The sequence below is a fragment of the Pseudacidovorax sp. 1753 genome, from assembly GCF_040544975.1.
Taxonomy (GTDB): Bacteria; Pseudomonadota; Gammaproteobacteria; order Burkholderiales; family Burkholderiaceae_C; genus Xenophilus.
In genome coordinates, this window is the sequence record NZ_JBEPKY010000009.1 from 161,106 (window position 1) to 176,669 (window position 15,564).

The following is a 15,564-nucleotide window of genomic DNA, read 5'->3' on the forward strand; positions in this document are numbered from 1 at the left end:
CGCCGGGTTTTGCGCTGTGCATTCTACGCAGCGCCTCTTTTCGCCCCGCCCTTGCATCAGCGCTCACCTACAGCGCTGCAGGGCGGCCGCCGAACCCGAGCCCTGGATCCTACGTTGTCGAAATTGATCAACGGCATTCTGGCCGCCGAGGAAGCGTTTGCGTCTCGCGTGGCCCTGGTCATCCGGACCCATCCCCGCCATCTCACCGCCGCCGTCGCCGCGATGCTGATGACCGCCGGCGGCGGCGCCTTCGCCGTCGCCTCGCTGGGCCCCGATGCCGCGGATCTGCCGATCCGCCAAGTCCTCGAAACCGTCACCCCCGTCTCTGTCGAAAGCCAGAGCCAGGCCCTCGACGGCTACAGCTTCACCCTCTTCCGCACCGAGTCCACCCGCGCCAGCGACACGGCAGACGCCCTGCTCGGCCGCCTCGGCGTGAACGACCCGGCGGCCGCCGCTTTCGTGCGCGGCAACGGCGAGGCGCGCGCCGCCATGCTCAGCCGCGTGGGCCGCACCATCTCCGCCGAGATCGGCCAGGACGGCCGCCTGCACCGCCTGTCGGCCCGCTGGGTGCCCGACAACGCAGGCGGTTTCCGGCGCATCACGATGCAGCCGGACGGCGCCAGCTTCGCCGTGCGCAGCGAGGCCGAGGCGCTGGACATCAACCAGCGCGTGGCTGGCGGCACCATCCAGAGCTCGCTCTTCGCCGCCACCGACGCCGCGGGCATCCCCGACGCCGTCGCCAGCCAGCTCGCGGACATCTTCTCGGGCGATGTGGATTTCCGCCAACTGCGCAAGGGCGACCGTTTCGCCGTGCAGTACGAAAGCCTCGAAGCCGATGGCCAGGCCATGCGTACCGGCCGCGTCCTGGCCGCCGAATTCGAGACCGGCGGCAAGGTGCACCAGGCCATGTGGTTCGAGCCGGCCGGCCAGAAGGGCGGCTACTACCGCTTCGACGGCGAGAGCCTGCGCCGCGCCTACCTGGCCTCGCCGGTCGAGTTCACCCGCGTGTCCAGCGGTTTCGCGATGCGGCTGCACCCCATCCTCAACAGCTGGCGGCAGCACACCGGCACCGATTTCGCCGCACCACCCGGCACGCCCGTGCGCACGGTGGGCGACGGCACGGTCGACTTCGCCGGCTGGCAGAACGGCTACGGCAACATCGTCATCATCAACCACCGGAACCGCCAACAGACGGCCTATGCGCACCTCAGCCGCATCGACGTCAAGGCGGGGCAGTCCGTGAGCCAGGGACAGCGCGTGGGCGCGGTGGGCTCCACCGGCTGGGCCACGGGCCCGCACCTGCATTTCGAGTTCCGCATCGACGGCCAGTACTTCGATCCGCAGCGCATGCTGGCCGAGCAGGATGGCGGCACGCCGATTCCCGCCTCCGCCCGCGCGGCCTTCGCCAAGGCCATGGGTGCGGCGCGCACGGAACTCGCCGCCGCCAGCGCGGTGCTGCAGGCACGCGCGGACTGACGACGGCACGGACCTGCGCCAGACCGGCGGCCCGGCCCTCACTCCCCTCCAAGCAGCGCCGGCCCTCCGGCGCTTTTTTTCTTGGCGACATTCGAGAACCCCGCATGACGGCGCTTTTCATCGGCCTGATGTCCGGCACTTCCCTCGACGGCGTGGACGGCGTGATCGCCGCCTTCGACGACGGCGTGACGGTGCATGCCCATGCGAGCGTCGGCTTCGACGCCGCCCTGCGCGCCGAGTTGCTGGCGCTGAACCAGCCGCAGGGCGTGGACGAGCTGCACCGGGCCGCGCTCGCCGCCAACCGGCTGGCGCGCCACTACGCCGCGGTGGTGCGGCAACTGCTCGATCGGACCAGTCCGGCCGCAGGTTCGGTCCGCGCTGTGGGCGCCCATGGCCAGACGGTGCGCCACCGGCCGGGCGCCTTCGACGGCACGGGCTACACGCTGCAGCTGAACAACCCGGCACTGCTGGCCGAACTGACGGGCCTGCCCGTGGCCTGCGACTTCCGCTCGCGCGACGTGGCCGCGGGCGGCCAGGGCGCCCCACTGGTGCCGGCCTTCCATGCCGCGCTGTTCGGTCGCCCCGGGGAGGTCCGTGCGGCGCTCAACCTCGGCGGCATTGCCAACCTGAGCCTGCTGCCGGGCGACGACGGGCCCGTACGTGGCTTCGACTGCGGCCCGGCCAACGCCCTGCTCGACCACTGGTGCCAATTGCACCGCGGTACTGCCTTCGATGCCGGAGGTGCCTGGGCCGCGTCGGGAACGGTCCGCCCCGCGCTGCTCCAGCGCCTGCTGGCCGAACCCTACTTCGCCCACCCCATCCCCAAGAGCACGGGGCGTGACCTGTTCCATCCGCAATGGCTCGCGCAGCACCTGCACCCCGACGACCTGGCTGCGGATCCGCGCGATGTGCAGGCGACCTTGGCGGAGCTGACGGTCCGCAGTTGCGCCGACGCGCTGCGCCTGCATGCACCGGACGTCCGGCGGCTGATCGTCTGCGGCGGCGGCGCCGCCAATGAAGACCTGATGCACCGCCTGGCGCTGCACCTGCCCGGGGTTGCCGTCGACACCTCCACCGCGCACGGCCTGCCGGCCCAGCAGGTCGAGGCCACGGCCTTCGCCTGGCTGGCGCAGCGGCTCTTGGCCGGCGAGCCCGGCAATCTGCCGACGGTCACGGGTGCCCGCGGCCTGCGGGTGCTCGGCGCGCTCTACCCGGCCTGACTGCCGGCGCGGCCGCGTCGACCCGACGAGGGCCGGCCCCTGGAAAGCGCCGACCATCGATCGCAGCGGCCGGGCGGCCGCCCAGCCTCAGTGGCGGCCGGCTGCGTCAGGTTCTTCGAGCTGCGGCGAGCGCGCCTCGGGCGGCACCTGCCAGAAGATGAAGGCCGAGGCCACAGTCACAAGCCCCACCGTCACGAAGGTGGCCTGGAAGGCCGGCAGGGCATGGTCGCCGAAGGTCCCGCTGAAGCCCGAGAGCACTGCGCCGGCCATGGCCACACCCAGGCTCATCGCCAGCATCTGCACCATCGAGAAGAGGCTGTTGCCGCTGCTGGCGCTGGCACCGTCCAGGTCCTTGAGCGTGAGCGTGTTCATGGCGGTGAACTGCAGCGAATTGAAAGCTCCGAACAGGGCGAACTGCAGCAGCCGCAGCCACAGCGGCTCCCCCGGCGACGCCAGCGCAAAGCTGGTCATGAGCAGCCCGATGATGCAGGTGTTGGCCGTCAGCAGGTTCCGGTAGCCGAAGCGCAGGATCAGTTGCGCGGCCACCCGCTTCATGCCCATGCCGGCCAGCGCCGTCGGCAGCATCATCATGCCGGCCTGCATGGGCGAATAGTCCAGTGACACCTGCAGCGACAGCGGAATCAGGAAGGGCATGGCGCCGCTGCCCAGCCGGCAGAACAGGTTGCCCAGCAACCCGACCGAGAGGGTCCGCACCTGGAAGAGGTGGGTCGAAAACAGCGGCGCTGGATGCCGGACCGCATGCAACCAATAGGCCACCACCGCCGAGAAGCCGAACACCGCCATCACCAGGGCGCCCGCGTGCCCCATGCCCGTGGCACCTTCAATGGCCAGCGACAAGGTGGCCATTCCGAAGGCCAGCAGCACGTAGCCCAAAAGGTCGAAGCGGCCAGGCGCATCGGCCCGCACGTCGGGCATGAAACGCTGGGTCGCTGCCAGGCCGATCAGGCCCACCGGCAGGTTGATCAGGAACACCCAGTGCCACGATGCGTACTCGACCAGCCAACCGCCCAGCGTCGGACCCAGCAGGGGGCCGATCAGGCCAGGAATCGCCACGAAGCTCATGGCTTGCAGGAACTGAGCGCGGGGAAAGGTACGGAGCACCGTCAACCGACCGACCGGCAGGAGGAGCGCGCCGCCCAGGCCCTGCAGCACCCGCGCCGCCACCAGCTCGCCCAGGTGCCGTGATGCCGCACAGGCCAGCGAGCCGAGCGTGAACAGGGCAATGGCCACCATGAACATTCGCCGCGTGCCGAAGCGATCGGCCAGCCAGCCCGAGGCCGGGATCAGCAAGGCCATGGTCAGCGAATAGGACACGACCACGGACTGCATGCGCAACGGGCTTTCGCCCAGCGCGCGCGCCATCGACGGCAGCGCCGTGTTGATGATGGTGGCATCCAGCGTCTGCATGAAGAAGCCGATGGCCACCAGCCACAGCAGGATGCGTTGCGAGGTGTCGGTGGCCGCTGGAGCGGCTTCGGGGCGGGAGGCGGTCAAGGGCGGGCTCGGGCGCAGAGGGAAACAAAAAGCCGCCCGAAGGCGGCTTTCATGGCGGCGACTGGCGTTGTTGTCGCACGGTGCGGCGGATCAGACCGAGAAGCTCGAACCGCAGCCGCAGGTGGTGGTGGCGTTGGGGTTCTTGATCACGAACTGGGCACCTTGCAGATCTTCCTTGTAGTCGATCTCGGCACCGACCAGGTACTGGTAGCTCATGGCATCGATGAGCAGTGACACACCGTTCTTGGTCATGGTCGTGTCGTCATCGTTGGTCACCTCGTCGAAGGTGAAGCCGTACTGGAAGCCGGAGCAGCCGCCGCCCTGGACGAACACGCGCAGCTTCAGATCGGGATTGCCTTCCTCGGCGATCAGGTCGGCCACCTTGGCGGCGGCGGAATCGGTGAACACGATCGGCTCAGGCATCGCCTGCACGGCGGACGCGGTGGTTTCGGCAACTGCGGTCATGGGAAATCTCCGTGGAGGGCCGAGCCCGGCGGGCGCAGCCAAGGGGAAGGATGCTAACGCAGGCAAAGAAAAACCGCCCCGAAGGCGGTTTTTCTCTGGCAGGTGCGAAACGCTTAGCGCTTCGAGAACTGCTTGCGGCGGCGTGCGGAGTGCAGACCGACCTTCTTACGCTCGACTTCACGCGCGTCGCGGGTGACGAAGCCAGCCTGGCTCAGCACCGGCTTGAGGGTCGCGTCGTAGTCGATCAGCGCACGGGTGATGCCGTGGCGGGTGGCGCCGGCCTGGCCGGACTCACCGCCGCCGTGCACGTTCACCTGGATGTCGAAGGCTTCCAGGTTCTCGGTCAGCGCGAGCGGTTGCTTCGCGATCATGATCGAGGTCTGGCGGCCGAAGAACTGCTCGATCGGCTTGCCATTCACCGTGATCTTGCCGCTGCCCTTCTTGAGGAACACGCGGGCGACGCTGGACTTGCGACGGCCGGTGCCGTTGTTCCAATCACCAATCATCTCGGGACTCCTCAGATTTCCAGCGGCTGCGGCTGCTGGGCGCTGTGCGGATGCTCAGCGCCGCCGTAGACCTTCAGCTTCTTGATCATGGCGTAGCCCAGAGGACCCTTGGGCAGCATGCCCTTGACGGCCTTCTCGAGCGCGCGGCCGGGGTGCTTGGCCTGCATGTCGCGGAAGTTGGTGGCGGTGATGCCACCCGGGAAGCCGGAGTGACGGTAGTAGACCTTGTCGAGGCTCTTGGTGCCGGTGACCTTGAGCTTGGACGCGTTGACGATGACGATGAAGTCACCGGTGTCGACGTGAGGCGTGTAGATGGCTTTGTGCTTGCCGCGCAGACGGAGGGCCACTTCGCTGGCGACCCGACCGAGAACCTTATCGGTTGCGTCAATCACAAACCACTCGTGCTTCACGTCAGCGGGCTTGGCGCTGAACGTAGACATGAGATTTCCTTGAAAACAGGAGGTTTGGAGTGAGCCCTTTTCCGCGGTCGGTCTTTCTCTGAAGGAAAGCTCTTAGGCGGGTGTCGAGCTTCGCCGCGGGGCTCGGTAAAACGCTGCGAAGCCTTCCATTATATGCACAGCCTTCAGATAGGCGCCACCTGAAGGCTGCCGCGGTTAGCATTGCCCCATGTTCAGCTACCGCCATGCCTTCCACGCCGGCAACCACGCCGACGTGCTCAAACACACGGTGCTGATCGCCGTGCTCGACTACCTGCTCGAGAAGGAAACCGCCCTCACGATGGTCGACACCCATGCCGGTGCCGGCCTCTATCGCCTGGATGGTGACTATGCCGGCAAGAGCGGCGAGGCCGCCGAGGGCGTGCTGCGGCTGGCCGAGGCGGCCGCCGCGTCCGACACCCCCCTGCCCGATGCGCTCGGTCGCTACCTGGCGCTGGTGCGCGAGTTCAATCGCGGCGAGGCGCTGCGCGTGTACCCGGGCTCGCCTTTCGTCGCCCATCAGCTGCTGCGCGAACACGACCGCCTCAAGCTCTACGAACTGCATCCCACGGACGCCAAGACCCTCGACGGCAACGTGGCCCAGCTCGATGCCGGCCGGCGCATCGCCGTGCTGCGGGAGGACGGCTTCGGCAGCGCTACCAAGTTCCTGCCGCCGCCCTCGCGCCGCGCGCTCGTGCTCACCGATCCGAGCTACGAAATGAAGACCGACTATGGCCGCACCGCCGCCTACGTGGGCGAGGCGCTCAAGCGCTTCGCCACGGGCGTCTACGCGGTCTGGTATCCGATCATTCCCCGACCGGAGGCGCACGAGCTGCCGCGCCGGCTCAAGACGCTGGCAACCAAGGCCGGCAAGCCGTGGCTCAATGCCAGCCTCACGGTCAAGTCCAGCCGCATGGCTGTCGCGCTGCCGGGCGAGACCAGCCGCCGGCCTGGCCTGCCCGCCAGCGGCATGTTCATCATCAATCCGCCGCACACCCTGGCCGCGCGGCTGCGTCCCAGCCTGGCCCGCATGGCGCAAGTGCTGGCGCAGGACGCCAACGCCGCCTTCACGCTGGAGCACGGCGGCTGATCCACGGCTGCGGTCGGGCTTGCCCGGCCAAGGCCGGGCCTACCTCAGCGCTTTCGCTTGTTCACCACGCGCGCTGGCGCACGGCGCGCTGGCGCGGGACGCGGCGCCGCCGCCATGTTGATGGGCGCCAGACCACCTTCGACGCGCTCGCCCGCGCAACGACCGCCCTCCTCCGGGATCATCGTCAGCGACACCTGCTTGAAGCCGATGGTGGTCAGCTGGATCTGCTCGGCCGCGGCCTGACTCAGGTCGATGATGCGACCCGGCGTGAAAGGCCCGCGGTCATTGATGTAGACCAGCACCTCGCGCCCATTGACCAGGCTGCGCACGCACACCTTGGTGCCGAAGGGCAGCGTCTTGTGGGCGGCGGTGAAGCTGGTCATGTCGAACAGCTCGCCGCTGGCGGTGCGCCGGCGGTGGAACTGCACGCCGTACCAGGAGCCCCCGCCCCGCTCGAATTCCTCGACCTGCAAATCGTCGGGCGGGCCGTCGGGCGTCTCGCCCAGGTCGGGAAAGATCTGGACCACGCGCGAACGCGGTGCCTCGGCGGCGGCTGGCGGTTGCCGTTCCAGCGGGCGCAGCGTGGGCCGGGCCGCGGGAGCACCGGTCGCCGAAACGCCGTCAGCCCCGGCCTCCGGGGTCGTCGGCAGCGGCGCACAGGCCACGGCCAGCAGCGTCGCGAGTGCCGCACATGCGGCCCGCGCCGTTGCCCAGACGCTCATTCGCCCAGGCCCAGCCGATCCAGCAGCGCCAGGGTGGGCGCGGCCTGGTTCATGGTGTAGAAGTGCAGCGCCGGTGCGCCGCCCGCCACCAGCCGCTCGCACAGGGCCGCGACCACATCGAGGCCGAAGGCCTTGATCGAAGCCGTGTCGTCGCCGAAGGACTGCAGCCGCAGCCGCACCCAGCGCGGAATCTCGGCGCCGCAGGCATCCGAAAAGCGCATCAGCTGCGTGGAGCTGGTGATGGGCATGATGCCCGGCACGATCGGCACGTCGGCACCGGCGACGCGCGCCTCGTCGACGAAGCGGAAGTAGGCCTCGGGCGTGAAGAAGTACTGCGTGATGGCCGAATCGGCGCCCGCACGCACCTTGGTCGCGAAGGCCTGCATGTCGGCCTGGGGCGTGCGCGCCTGCGGATGCACCTCGGGATAGCAGGCCACTTCCAGGTGGAAGTCGCGTCCGGTCTCAGCACGGATGAAGGCGACCAGGTCGCTCGCGTACTGGAATTCGCCGCCGATGCCGTAGCCGCTGGGCAGGTCGCCGCGCAGCGCCACGAGGCGGCGCACGCCCATGGCCTTGAGCTGATGCAGTTGATCGCGCACCGTCTCGCGCGTGGCGCCGATGCACGAGAAATGCGAGGCGGCATCGGTGCCTTCTTCCAGGATTTCCTTCACCGTGGCGAAGGTGCCCGCCTGGGTGGAACCGCCGGCGCCATAGGTCACCGAGCAGAACTGCGGCGCGCGGGCACGCAGCTGCGCCCGCACGGCCCGCAGCTTGACCGCGCCTTCGGGCGTCTTGGGCGGGAAGAACTCGAAACTGATCGGCAGCGCCATGGGGAACCCCTTTTCTTGTCGTTAGTTGTCGTGCACGGCCGCCGAAGGCGCCGCGTGGATGAAGAACTCGCGGTTGCCGTCGCCGCCGACGATGGGGCTGTCCAGCCATTGGAGCAGCCGCAGGCCGGCATCGGCACAGCCCTGCCGCAGCCGGGCCTCGACCTCGGCGTACAGCGCGGGATCGCGGACGATGCCGCCCTTGCCGATCTGCGCCGGCTGAAGCTCGAACTGCGGCTTCACCAGCATCAGCAGGCGCCCCGTCGGTGCCATCAGCGGCACCAGCGCCGGCAGCACCAGCGTCAGCGAGATGAAGGACAGGTCGCCGACGACCAGCCCGAAATCCGCGCCGCCCACCGGCGCGAACTGCGCAGGCTGCAGATGGCGCGCGTTGACCTTCTCCAGCGCCTGCACGCGAGCATCGGCCCGCAGCCGTTCATGCAGCTGACCATGGCCGACGTCCACGCCCACCGCGGCGGCGGCACCGCGCTGCAGCAGGCAGTCGGTGAAGCCGCCGGTCGACTGGCCCACGTCCAGGCAACGCAGGCCGGCGACATCGAGCTGCGCCGCATCGAGTGCGCCTTCGAGCTTCAGGCCGCCGCGCGAGACGTAACGGGCCTCGGCCGCGTCCGCCAGTTCGAGCTCGGCCGTGGGCGGCACCTCGTCGCCGTTTTTGGTGGCCGAACGCCAGGGCTGGCCGGCATGCAGGCGCCAGCGCAGGCCGCCCGCGATCAGGCGCGCCGCCTGCGAGCGTGAAGCGGCCAGGCCGCGTTCGACGAGCAGCTGGTCAGCGCGCATGGGAGGAAACAGGAGCAGGCCGGGCCGCCCCGTGCGAGGCGCCGCGGCCACCGGCTCCGGCGCGCCGCTTGCGCCCTGCACGGGCGCCCAAGGCGGCGGCACGAAGCCCGGTGGGTGCTCAATAGCGGTAGGTGTCGGGCTTGTAGGGCCCGGTCTTGGCGACGCCGATGTAGGCGGCCTGCGCGTCGGTCAGCTCGGTGAGCTGGGCGCCGACCTTTTTCAGGTGCAGGCGTGCGACCTTTTCGTCCAGCACCTTGGGCAGCACGTACACCTTGCCGGCCTCGTAGGCGTCGGGCTTGGTGAACAGCTCGATCTGCGCGATGGTCTGGTTGGCGAAGGAGGAGGACATCACGAAGCTGGGATGGCCCGTGGCGCAGCCCAGATTGACCAGGCGGCCCTTGGCCAGCAGCGTGATGCGCTTGCCGTCCGGGAAGATCACGTGATCGACCTGGGGCTTGACCTCTTCCCACTGGTACTTCTCGATCGAGGCAACGTCGATCTCGTTGTCGAAGTGGCCGATGTTGCAGACGATGGACTCGTTCTTCATCGCCAGCATGTGCTCGTGGCGGATCACGTCCTTGTTGCCGGTGGTGGTCACGAAGATGTCGGCCTTGTCGGCGGCGTATTCCATGGTGACGACTTTGAAGCCTTCCATCGCGGCCTGCAGGGCGTTGATCGGGTCGATCTCGGTCACCCACACCTGGGCCCGCAGGGCGGCCAGGGCCTGGGCGCAGCCCTTGCCCACGTCGCCGTAGCCGGCCACCACGGCGACCTTGCCAGCGATCATCACGTCGGTGGCGCGCTTGATGCCGTCCACCAGCGATTCACGGCAGCCGTAGAGGTTGTCGAACTTGCTCTTGGTGACCGAGTCATTGACGTTGATCGCGCGGAACAGCAGCGTGCCCTTGGCGGACATCTCGTTCAGGCGGTGCACGCCGGTGGTGGTCTCTTCGGTCACGCCGATGATCTCGGCGGACTTGCGGCTGTACCAGGTCGGGTCCTGGGCGATCTTGGACTTGATGGCGGCGAAGAGGATGCGCTCTTCTTCGCTCGACGGGTTGGCGACCACCGAGAGGTCCTTCTCGGCGCGCTGGCCCAGGTGCATCAGCAGCGTCGCATCGCCGCCGTCGTCCAGGATCATGTTGGGGCCTTCGCCCTTCGAACCCTTGGGGCCGAAATCGAAGATGCGGTGGGTGTAGTCCCAGTAGTCCTCCAGCGACTCGCCCTTGATGGCGAACACCGGGGTGCCGCCGGCGGCGATGGCGGCGGCGGCATGGTCCTGCGTCGAGAAGATGTTGCACGAGGCCCAGCGCACGTCGGCGCCCAGGGCCTTGAGGGTCTCGATCAGCACCGCCGTCTGGATGGTCATGTGCAGCGAACCCGTGATGCGGGCGCCCTTCAGGGGCTGCGCTGCCGCGAATTCCTCGCGGATGGCCATGAGACCGGGCATCTCGGTCTCGGCAATCTTGATTTCCTTGCGGCCCCAGTCGGCCAGCGAGATGTCGGCGATCGCCAGATCGGCGGAAAGGTCGGCTTTGAGAACGGCGCTCATGCAATGCTCCAGAACACGGGTTTCAGGGTTTCCGCTGCACGTCGGGAGAGGGAGAGAAAGCACTCACCACGGCGCGATGCGGGTGAGCGTGGTTGCGTATGAATTCCGAGCCTCACGCCTGACGGCGCTGCAACGCTCCTCGGTTGGGGGCGGATTCTACAAAAGCGGCGATGCACCCTGACCCTGCACGGCCACGGCCAGCGCCTCCGCCGACCAGGCGACCACCTCGATGGGCTCGCGGCGGCCCCGCACCTCGATGCGCCGCATTTCCCCGGCCGCCGGCGACAGGCCCGCATGCCTCACCGCGAAGCGCGAGGCCACCAGCGCCGCGCCGGCCGCCTTGGTCTGCTCCTGCAGCCGGCTGGCGGTGTTCACGACCTCACCCACGGCGGTGAAGCTCTGCACGTCCAGGTGGCCGACCTCGCCCACGGCGGCCGTGCCCGCATGCAGGCCCATGCCGAAATCGAGGGACTGGCCGAATTCGCGCTCGAATTCGGCGCTCCACGCGCGCAGCCGCGCGCTGATGAGCGCCGCCGCGCGGAAGGCCCGCCGGCAGGCGAGATCCAGGCCTTCCTCCAGGCCGAAGAGGGCCATCACGCTGTCGCCGATGAACTGGTTGGGCACGCCGCCCGCCTCCCGCACGGCCTGGCCGACCAGCGCGAAGTAGCGGTCGAGCACGTAGACGAGGTCGAAAGGCCACTGGCGCTCGGCCAGGCCGGACCAGCGGCGCAGGTCGACGAAGAGCACGGCCACCTCCCGCTCGCCGTCCAGCCGCGGACGGTGGCCTTCGGCGGCCGCGCCGGCGCCCAGCAGCGGGGAGACCTCCAGATCGCCCGTCGGCCTCAATTGGCAGGCGAGCCTGACCTGGGCGCCGGCACGCACACGGGCCAGCGTGCGTTGCTCGTCGGGGCCGGGCGGCGGGCAGTGCCCGGCAGGGCCCGCCACCCGCACGCGGCAGGTGGAACAGCGCGCCCGGCCGCCGCACAGCGACAGGTGGGCAATGCCATGGGCCCGGCTGGCCTCCAGCACGCTCCAGCCGACAGGCACCTGCACGCTGCGATCCGGATAGCGCAGCGTCAGCATGCGGGTGCCGGACAGCCGATGCAGGCGCCCTCGTGCCATCCGCGCGAGCAGGCACGCCGCCAGCAGCGTCACGTAGAGGTCCTGGCCATGCTCGGCGAGCATGCCCAGCCGGTGACCCTGGACGGCGTCGGGCGCGTTCACCGGTCCTGGCGCGAACTGCCACTCCCGCCCCATCGCCACGAAACCCAGCGCCGCCAACGTGGGCAGCAACACAGCCGCCGTGAGCAGCAGCGGCTGCGCCCGCCGCCAGCGCGGGTCCGCGCGCAGGGCGAAATGCAGGCCCATGCAGCCGTGCAGCCAGGCGGCGGCCAGTGCGATGACCTGGAAGGCACCGCCGGCGCTGGCCCACAGGCCCTCGACCACCCAGGCGTAGCTGCCGTTCAATCCGAACACGGTGTAGCCGCCGCGCATCGACGCCAAGTGCGAGGCCAGCAGCAGCGGCAAGGCGAAGCCCAGCACGATGCGCAGCCCCTGCGAAGGCGGCATGCGCAGGCTGCGCCGCTCCCACAGCGCCACGAAGGCGAGGGCCAGGTGGACGGCGACCGCGCCATAGAGCAGCAGCGTGCCCGGCCAGGAATGCCAGAAGGCGCGAAGCGGCCCCAGCGCTCCTTCGGCCACCCGGAGCGAGACCAGCCCCAGCGCGTGGTTGAGCAGGTGCAGCGTCACGTAGGCCATCAGCACCAGGCCGCTGGCCCAGCGCAGATCGCGGCGCGAACGCAAGGAGAAGGGGGCGGGGGCGGCCGGTGCGGCGACCGGCGGAGGCGGGCTCATGGGCGGCTGAGCATAATCGCGCGCCCATGATCGACCGGCCCTCCAGTCTCGCGCTTCGGCGCTTCGCCCTCTTCGACGACCTGCCCCCGGCGCGCCTGGACGCACTGGCGGGCCGCTGCGTCTGGCGCCGGGTGGCTGCCGGCCAGCCGCTGCTGCTGCGGCGGCAGCCGCGCGCCGACATCTACCTGGTGATCGACGGCGCCGTGCGTGTGACCACCTACGGCGCCAATGGCCGGCAGGTCACTTTCCGCGACCTGGGTGCCGGCGAGATCGTCGGCGACCTGGCCGCGCTGGACGGCCAACCCCGCTCGGCGGACGTGATGACCGTCGAGGACAGCCTGGTGGCGGTGCTCGACCGCGAGGCCTTCCTGGAGCTGCTGCAGGACGAACCGACGGTGGCGCGGCGCCAGATGCAGCGCCTGACCACCCTGGTGCGCCAGTTGTCGGAGCGGGTGATCGAGCTGAGCACGCTGGGCGTGCAGAACCGGCTTCACGCCGAATTGCTCCGGCTGGCCCGCACCGCCAGCCCGGATGCCGCCGCCGGCGAGGTGCGGCTGGCGCCGGCGCCTCGCCATGCCGAACTCGCCAGCCGCATCAGCACCAACCGCGAGCAGGTCACCCGCGAACTCAATGCGCTGGTGCGCAGCGGCCTGCTGCGCAAGGAGGGCGACGCCCTCGTCGTCACCGACGTGGCGCGCCTGGCCCGCGTGGTCGCCGAGGTGATGGGCGACGGCGGCGCCTGAGGCGCGTCGTGCTCAATTCAGTTCAGCCCGCGCTGGCCGCCGGCCACGGCATAGCGGCCCGCGCCCAGCAGCATCACCGCCAGGGCACCGAAGAGGTACAGCCCCTGCAGTTCCAGCGCCCAGCCGCCCTGGCCGGTCAGCGAGAAGAACTGGCTGGTATGCACCAGCAGGAAGGCCACGATCATGTTGATCACGACCACCGCCGCGGCCGGGCGCGTCCACAGGCCCAGGATCATCAGCGCCGGCGCCAGCACTTCGCCCACATAGACGAGGTAGCCGATGGCCCCGGGAAGGCCGTGGGCGGCCAGCATCTTCACGATGAAGCCCGGGCCCGTGCCCAGCTTGAAGATGCCGTGCAGCAGCACCAGCACGCCGACCGCCAGGCGCAGCACCAGCTTGCCGGCATCGTCGTGGCGGGGAAGCAGCGCGGCGCCCGTCTCGGAGGAAGCGTAGGACATGGCGGGCCTCACAGGGGTTGTTGGGCGGCGCCGGAGGCCTGCTGACGCTGCGGCTCACGCTGCATGTTGGCGGGCAGGCGGCTGTCGACGAAGGCGCGCGGGTCCAGGTTCTGGTTGGGGGCATGGGCCGCGGCCACCGCCTCGGCCTGCACCTGGGCGCGCGTGCGGGCGCTGACGAACACGGGCTGCTGGCCGAAGCTGCTCGCTTCGCCGATGGCGGCCACGTCGCCGCTGCGCTCGGCGGCGACCAGTTGCTGTTGCACCTCGGCACGCGACAGGGTGCTGTGCACCGCCGTGCGGTTCTGCTGGATGTAGTCCTCCTGCGTTTCGGCGGAGGCGGCACCGGCAGCGAGCGTCAGCAGGGCGGCGGCGAGGAGAGCGGTCTTGTTCATGGCGAATCCTTTCGAGGGTCGGGAGAGAGAGGTCGATCCCGTCGCGGCAGGTGCCACCGGATCGATGCCTTGCAGTTTCTGCCCCTCGCCGGTGCGCGGAAGTGCGTTTACGCACACGTCCGGACAAGTCGCCCCGCGCGCTCCTGCCGCCGCAGGCCGTGTTGTCCCGGATTTCTGTGGATAAGTCTGGGCATATTCCTGGGAAGGCATCGCCAAGGCCCGTTCCCCCGTGCACTTTGGACGGATTGCCTGTTTCGCAGGCACAGGGCCGGCCTGCACCTGCGCCTCCCCGGTACGAGGGCCGGCCATGCCCCGTTCCCGCCGGGCCGGCTGCAAAGCGGAATTGTCCGACGCGGTCCCCTTCGCAATGCGAGGACATTTTCCGGATTTGCATCGTCTCGGAGACGGCCTGTCAGCCTCAACGGCCAATTGGCCGTTGAGAAACAAAGCGCGATACCATGGTTGCGAAAGGTTCCCCAACATGAGGAAAACTCTCGCCAAATGTCATCCAGGTTGTTGTTTTCAAAGGAAAATCAAATCTGATCTTTGTTAAAAACATTTAATTACAAGTGAATGTTTTTTTCTGACCCATTGAGATGCGGGTCCCGTTTTTATGTCCTCCTTGAGCTCCGAAGAAATAGCGTATTACGAAAGTGTTCACTGCGATCGGCAATGGCGCCTTTTCAATCAGGCGCTGGGCGTGGAACTGGGCGAAGGGCTCCCGGACAGCGAATTGAAGGCGCTGTTCGCCCGTCTGGGCCGGCGAGTGGCGCAGTCGATGCCGCTGGAGCGCTGCCAAACCGTCGCCGAACTCGAGGCGGCGATGAACCGCGCCTGGGCCGACATGCGCTGGGGCTTCGTGCGCCTGCACGAGGACGAGGACCGGCTGTGGCTGCAGCACCACTGCCAACCGCTGGTGGCCAGCTTCGGCAGCGTCTCGCTGCCCTGGGCGCAGAGCTTCTTCGAGGGCGTGTACGAGGGCTGGCTCGAAGCCCAGGGCTCGCCCGCCGCGCTGGCCGTGTCGGCGCTCGTGCCCGATGCGGCCGAGCCCACCGTCAGCCCGCGCATCCATCTCCAACTCCACCGACGCGCCGATCGATGACTGCTCCCGTGCCTCCCGACGACATCGTCGGCCTGTTCCAGAAATTCGACGGCGACGCCGGCAGCTACCGCAAGTTCGCGTCGCCGGCCGCGCCCGAGCCGACGGCCGAGTGGCCCCTGCTTGCTTCGCCCCATACGGGGGCTGCGCCGTCGACGGGGACCGGCCCCGCGCAGGCGGAGCCGACCTCCCCGGCCATGCCCTCCGCGCGACTGGCGCCACTGCTTCGCCATGCGGCAGCCAGCGCAGCGGCGCCCTCGCTGCCCGTAGGCGCAGCGACCGCCGGCAACGATGCGCGCATGGCACCGCTGCAGCAGCTGTTCGAGCGGCTGGCGCAGCAGCCGCCTGCATCGTCCAGCCCGCCCGCGGTGCGGCATGGGCTGCTGCGCAGCTGGCGCCGCCAGGCCTGA

Annotated in this window: 17 protein-coding genes and 1 riboswitch; of the genes, 6 read left to right on the forward strand and 11 right to left on the reverse strand. The window is 69.3% G+C overall.

Annotated elements, in window-relative coordinates:
• Positions 1-123 precede the first annotated feature (123 nt).
• Positions 124-1,476 carry a M23 family metallopeptidase gene (locus tag ABIC63_RS13190; RefSeq protein ID WP_294370763.1) on the forward strand — a complete coding sequence of 451 codons (1,353 nt, stop codon included), beginning with the start codon at positions 124-126 and terminating at the stop codon, positions 1,474-1,476.
• 104 nt (positions 1,477-1,580) lie between these two features.
• Positions 1,581-2,696 carry an anhydro-N-acetylmuramic acid kinase gene (locus ABIC63_RS13195; RefSeq protein WP_294370460.1) on the forward strand — a complete coding sequence of 372 codons (1,116 nt, stop codon included), beginning with the start codon at positions 1,581-1,583 and terminating at the stop codon, positions 2,694-2,696.
• 87 nt (positions 2,697-2,783) lie between these two features.
• On the opposite strand, the gene mdtD is transcribed toward ABIC63_RS13195, so the two are convergent.
• The 4 genes from mdtD to rplM form a co-directional block, all read right to left on the reverse strand.
• Positions 2,784-4,211, reverse strand: coding sequence for a multidrug transporter subunit MdtD (gene mdtD, locus ABIC63_RS13200; protein WP_294370462.1), 1,428 nt, complete (start codon positions 4,209-4,211; stop codon positions 2,784-2,786).
• A gap of 90 nt (positions 4,212-4,301) precedes the next feature.
• A complete protein-coding gene (gene erpA, locus ABIC63_RS13205) occupies positions 4,302-4,676 on the reverse strand; it encodes an iron-sulfur cluster insertion protein ErpA (protein WP_294370464.1) in 375 nt (124 codons plus the stop codon).
• A gap of 113 nt (positions 4,677-4,789) precedes the next feature.
• Positions 4,790-5,182 carry a 30S ribosomal protein S9 gene (gene rpsI, locus ABIC63_RS13210; protein WP_017761458.1) on the reverse strand — a complete coding sequence of 131 codons (393 nt, stop codon included), beginning with the start codon at positions 5,180-5,182 and terminating at the stop codon, positions 4,790-4,792.
• A gap of 11 nt (positions 5,183-5,193) precedes the next feature.
• The gene (gene rplM, locus ABIC63_RS13215; RefSeq protein WP_114802320.1) at positions 5,194-5,622 is read right to left on the reverse strand and encodes a 50S ribosomal protein L13; all 429 of its coding nucleotides are present in this window, start codon (positions 5,620-5,622) and stop codon (positions 5,194-5,196) included.
• Positions 5,623-5,809: 187 nt separating this feature from the next.
• On the opposite strand from rplM, the gene ABIC63_RS13220 reads away from it, so the two are divergent.
• Positions 5,810-6,709, forward strand: coding sequence for a 23S rRNA (adenine(2030)-N(6))-methyltransferase RlmJ (locus ABIC63_RS13220; RefSeq protein ID WP_354320072.1), 900 nt, complete (start codon positions 5,810-5,812; stop codon positions 6,707-6,709).
• A 44-nt stretch (positions 6,710-6,753) separates the two neighbouring features.
• Here the strand turns inward: ABIC63_RS13220 and ABIC63_RS13225 are convergent, their stop codons facing one another.
• From ABIC63_RS13225 to ABIC63_RS13245, 5 genes are all read right to left on the reverse strand, one after another.
• Positions 6,754-7,431, reverse strand: a complete 678-nt coding sequence (locus ABIC63_RS13225; protein WP_354320073.1) for a septal ring lytic transglycosylase RlpA family protein — start codon at positions 7,429-7,431, stop codon at positions 6,754-6,756.
• On the reverse strand, positions 7,428-8,261 hold the full coding sequence (gene metF / locus ABIC63_RS13230) for a methylenetetrahydrofolate reductase [NAD(P)H] (RefSeq protein ID WP_294370471.1): 834 nt from the start codon (positions 8,259-8,261) through the stop codon (positions 7,428-7,430). The genes ABIC63_RS13225 and metF overlap by 4 nt, the downstream gene beginning before the upstream one ends.
• A 21-nt stretch (positions 8,262-8,282) precedes the next feature.
• Entirely contained in the window at positions 8,283-9,056 is a 774-nt protein-coding gene (locus tag ABIC63_RS13235) for a TlyA family RNA methyltransferase (protein ID WP_354320074.1), read from the reverse strand.
• Positions 9,057-9,174: 118 nt separating this feature from the next.
• Positions 9,175-10,608 carry an adenosylhomocysteinase gene (ahcY, locus tag ABIC63_RS13240; protein ID WP_354320075.1) on the reverse strand — a complete coding sequence of 478 codons (1,434 nt, stop codon included), beginning with the start codon at positions 10,606-10,608 and terminating at the stop codon, positions 9,175-9,177.
• A 77-nt stretch (positions 10,609-10,685) separates the two neighbouring features.
• Positions 10,686-10,755: riboswitch (S-adenosyl-L-homocysteine riboswitch) on the reverse strand.
• A gap of 9 nt (positions 10,756-10,764) precedes the next feature.
• Positions 10,765-12,462, reverse strand: a complete 1,698-nt coding sequence (locus tag ABIC63_RS13245) for an adenylate/guanylate cyclase domain-containing protein (RefSeq protein WP_354320076.1) — start codon at positions 12,460-12,462, stop codon at positions 10,765-10,767.
• A gap of 26 nt (positions 12,463-12,488) precedes the next feature.
• Here ABIC63_RS13245 and ABIC63_RS13250 point away from each other — a divergent pair, with 26 nt between their 5' ends.
• A complete protein-coding gene (locus ABIC63_RS13250; RefSeq protein WP_354320077.1) occupies positions 12,489-13,205 on the forward strand; it encodes a Crp/Fnr family transcriptional regulator in 717 nt (238 codons plus the stop codon).
• 17 nt (positions 13,206-13,222) lie between these two features.
• Here the strand turns inward: ABIC63_RS13250 and ABIC63_RS13255 are convergent, their stop codons facing one another.
• Positions 13,223-13,663, reverse strand: a complete 441-nt coding sequence (locus ABIC63_RS13255) for a DoxX family protein (RefSeq protein WP_354320078.1) — start codon at positions 13,661-13,663, stop codon at positions 13,223-13,225.
• 8 nt (positions 13,664-13,671) lie between these two features.
• A complete protein-coding gene (locus ABIC63_RS13260) occupies positions 13,672-14,055 on the reverse strand; it encodes a DUF4148 domain-containing protein (protein ID WP_354320079.1) in 384 nt (127 codons plus the stop codon).
• Between the two features lie 613 nt (positions 14,056-14,668).
• Here ABIC63_RS13260 and bcsD point away from each other — a divergent pair.
• Both bcsD and ABIC63_RS13270 read left to right on the forward strand, forming a co-directional pair.
• The gene (gene bcsD / locus ABIC63_RS13265; RefSeq protein WP_354320080.1) at positions 14,669-15,157 is read left to right on the forward strand and encodes a cellulose biosynthesis protein BcsD; all 489 of its coding nucleotides are present in this window, start codon (positions 14,669-14,671) and stop codon (positions 15,155-15,157) included.
• An 8-nt stretch (positions 15,158-15,165) separates the two neighbouring features.
• Complete coding sequence (locus ABIC63_RS13270) at positions 15,166-15,564, forward strand: hypothetical protein (RefSeq protein ID WP_114802311.1); 399 nt, start codon at positions 15,166-15,168, stop codon at positions 15,562-15,564.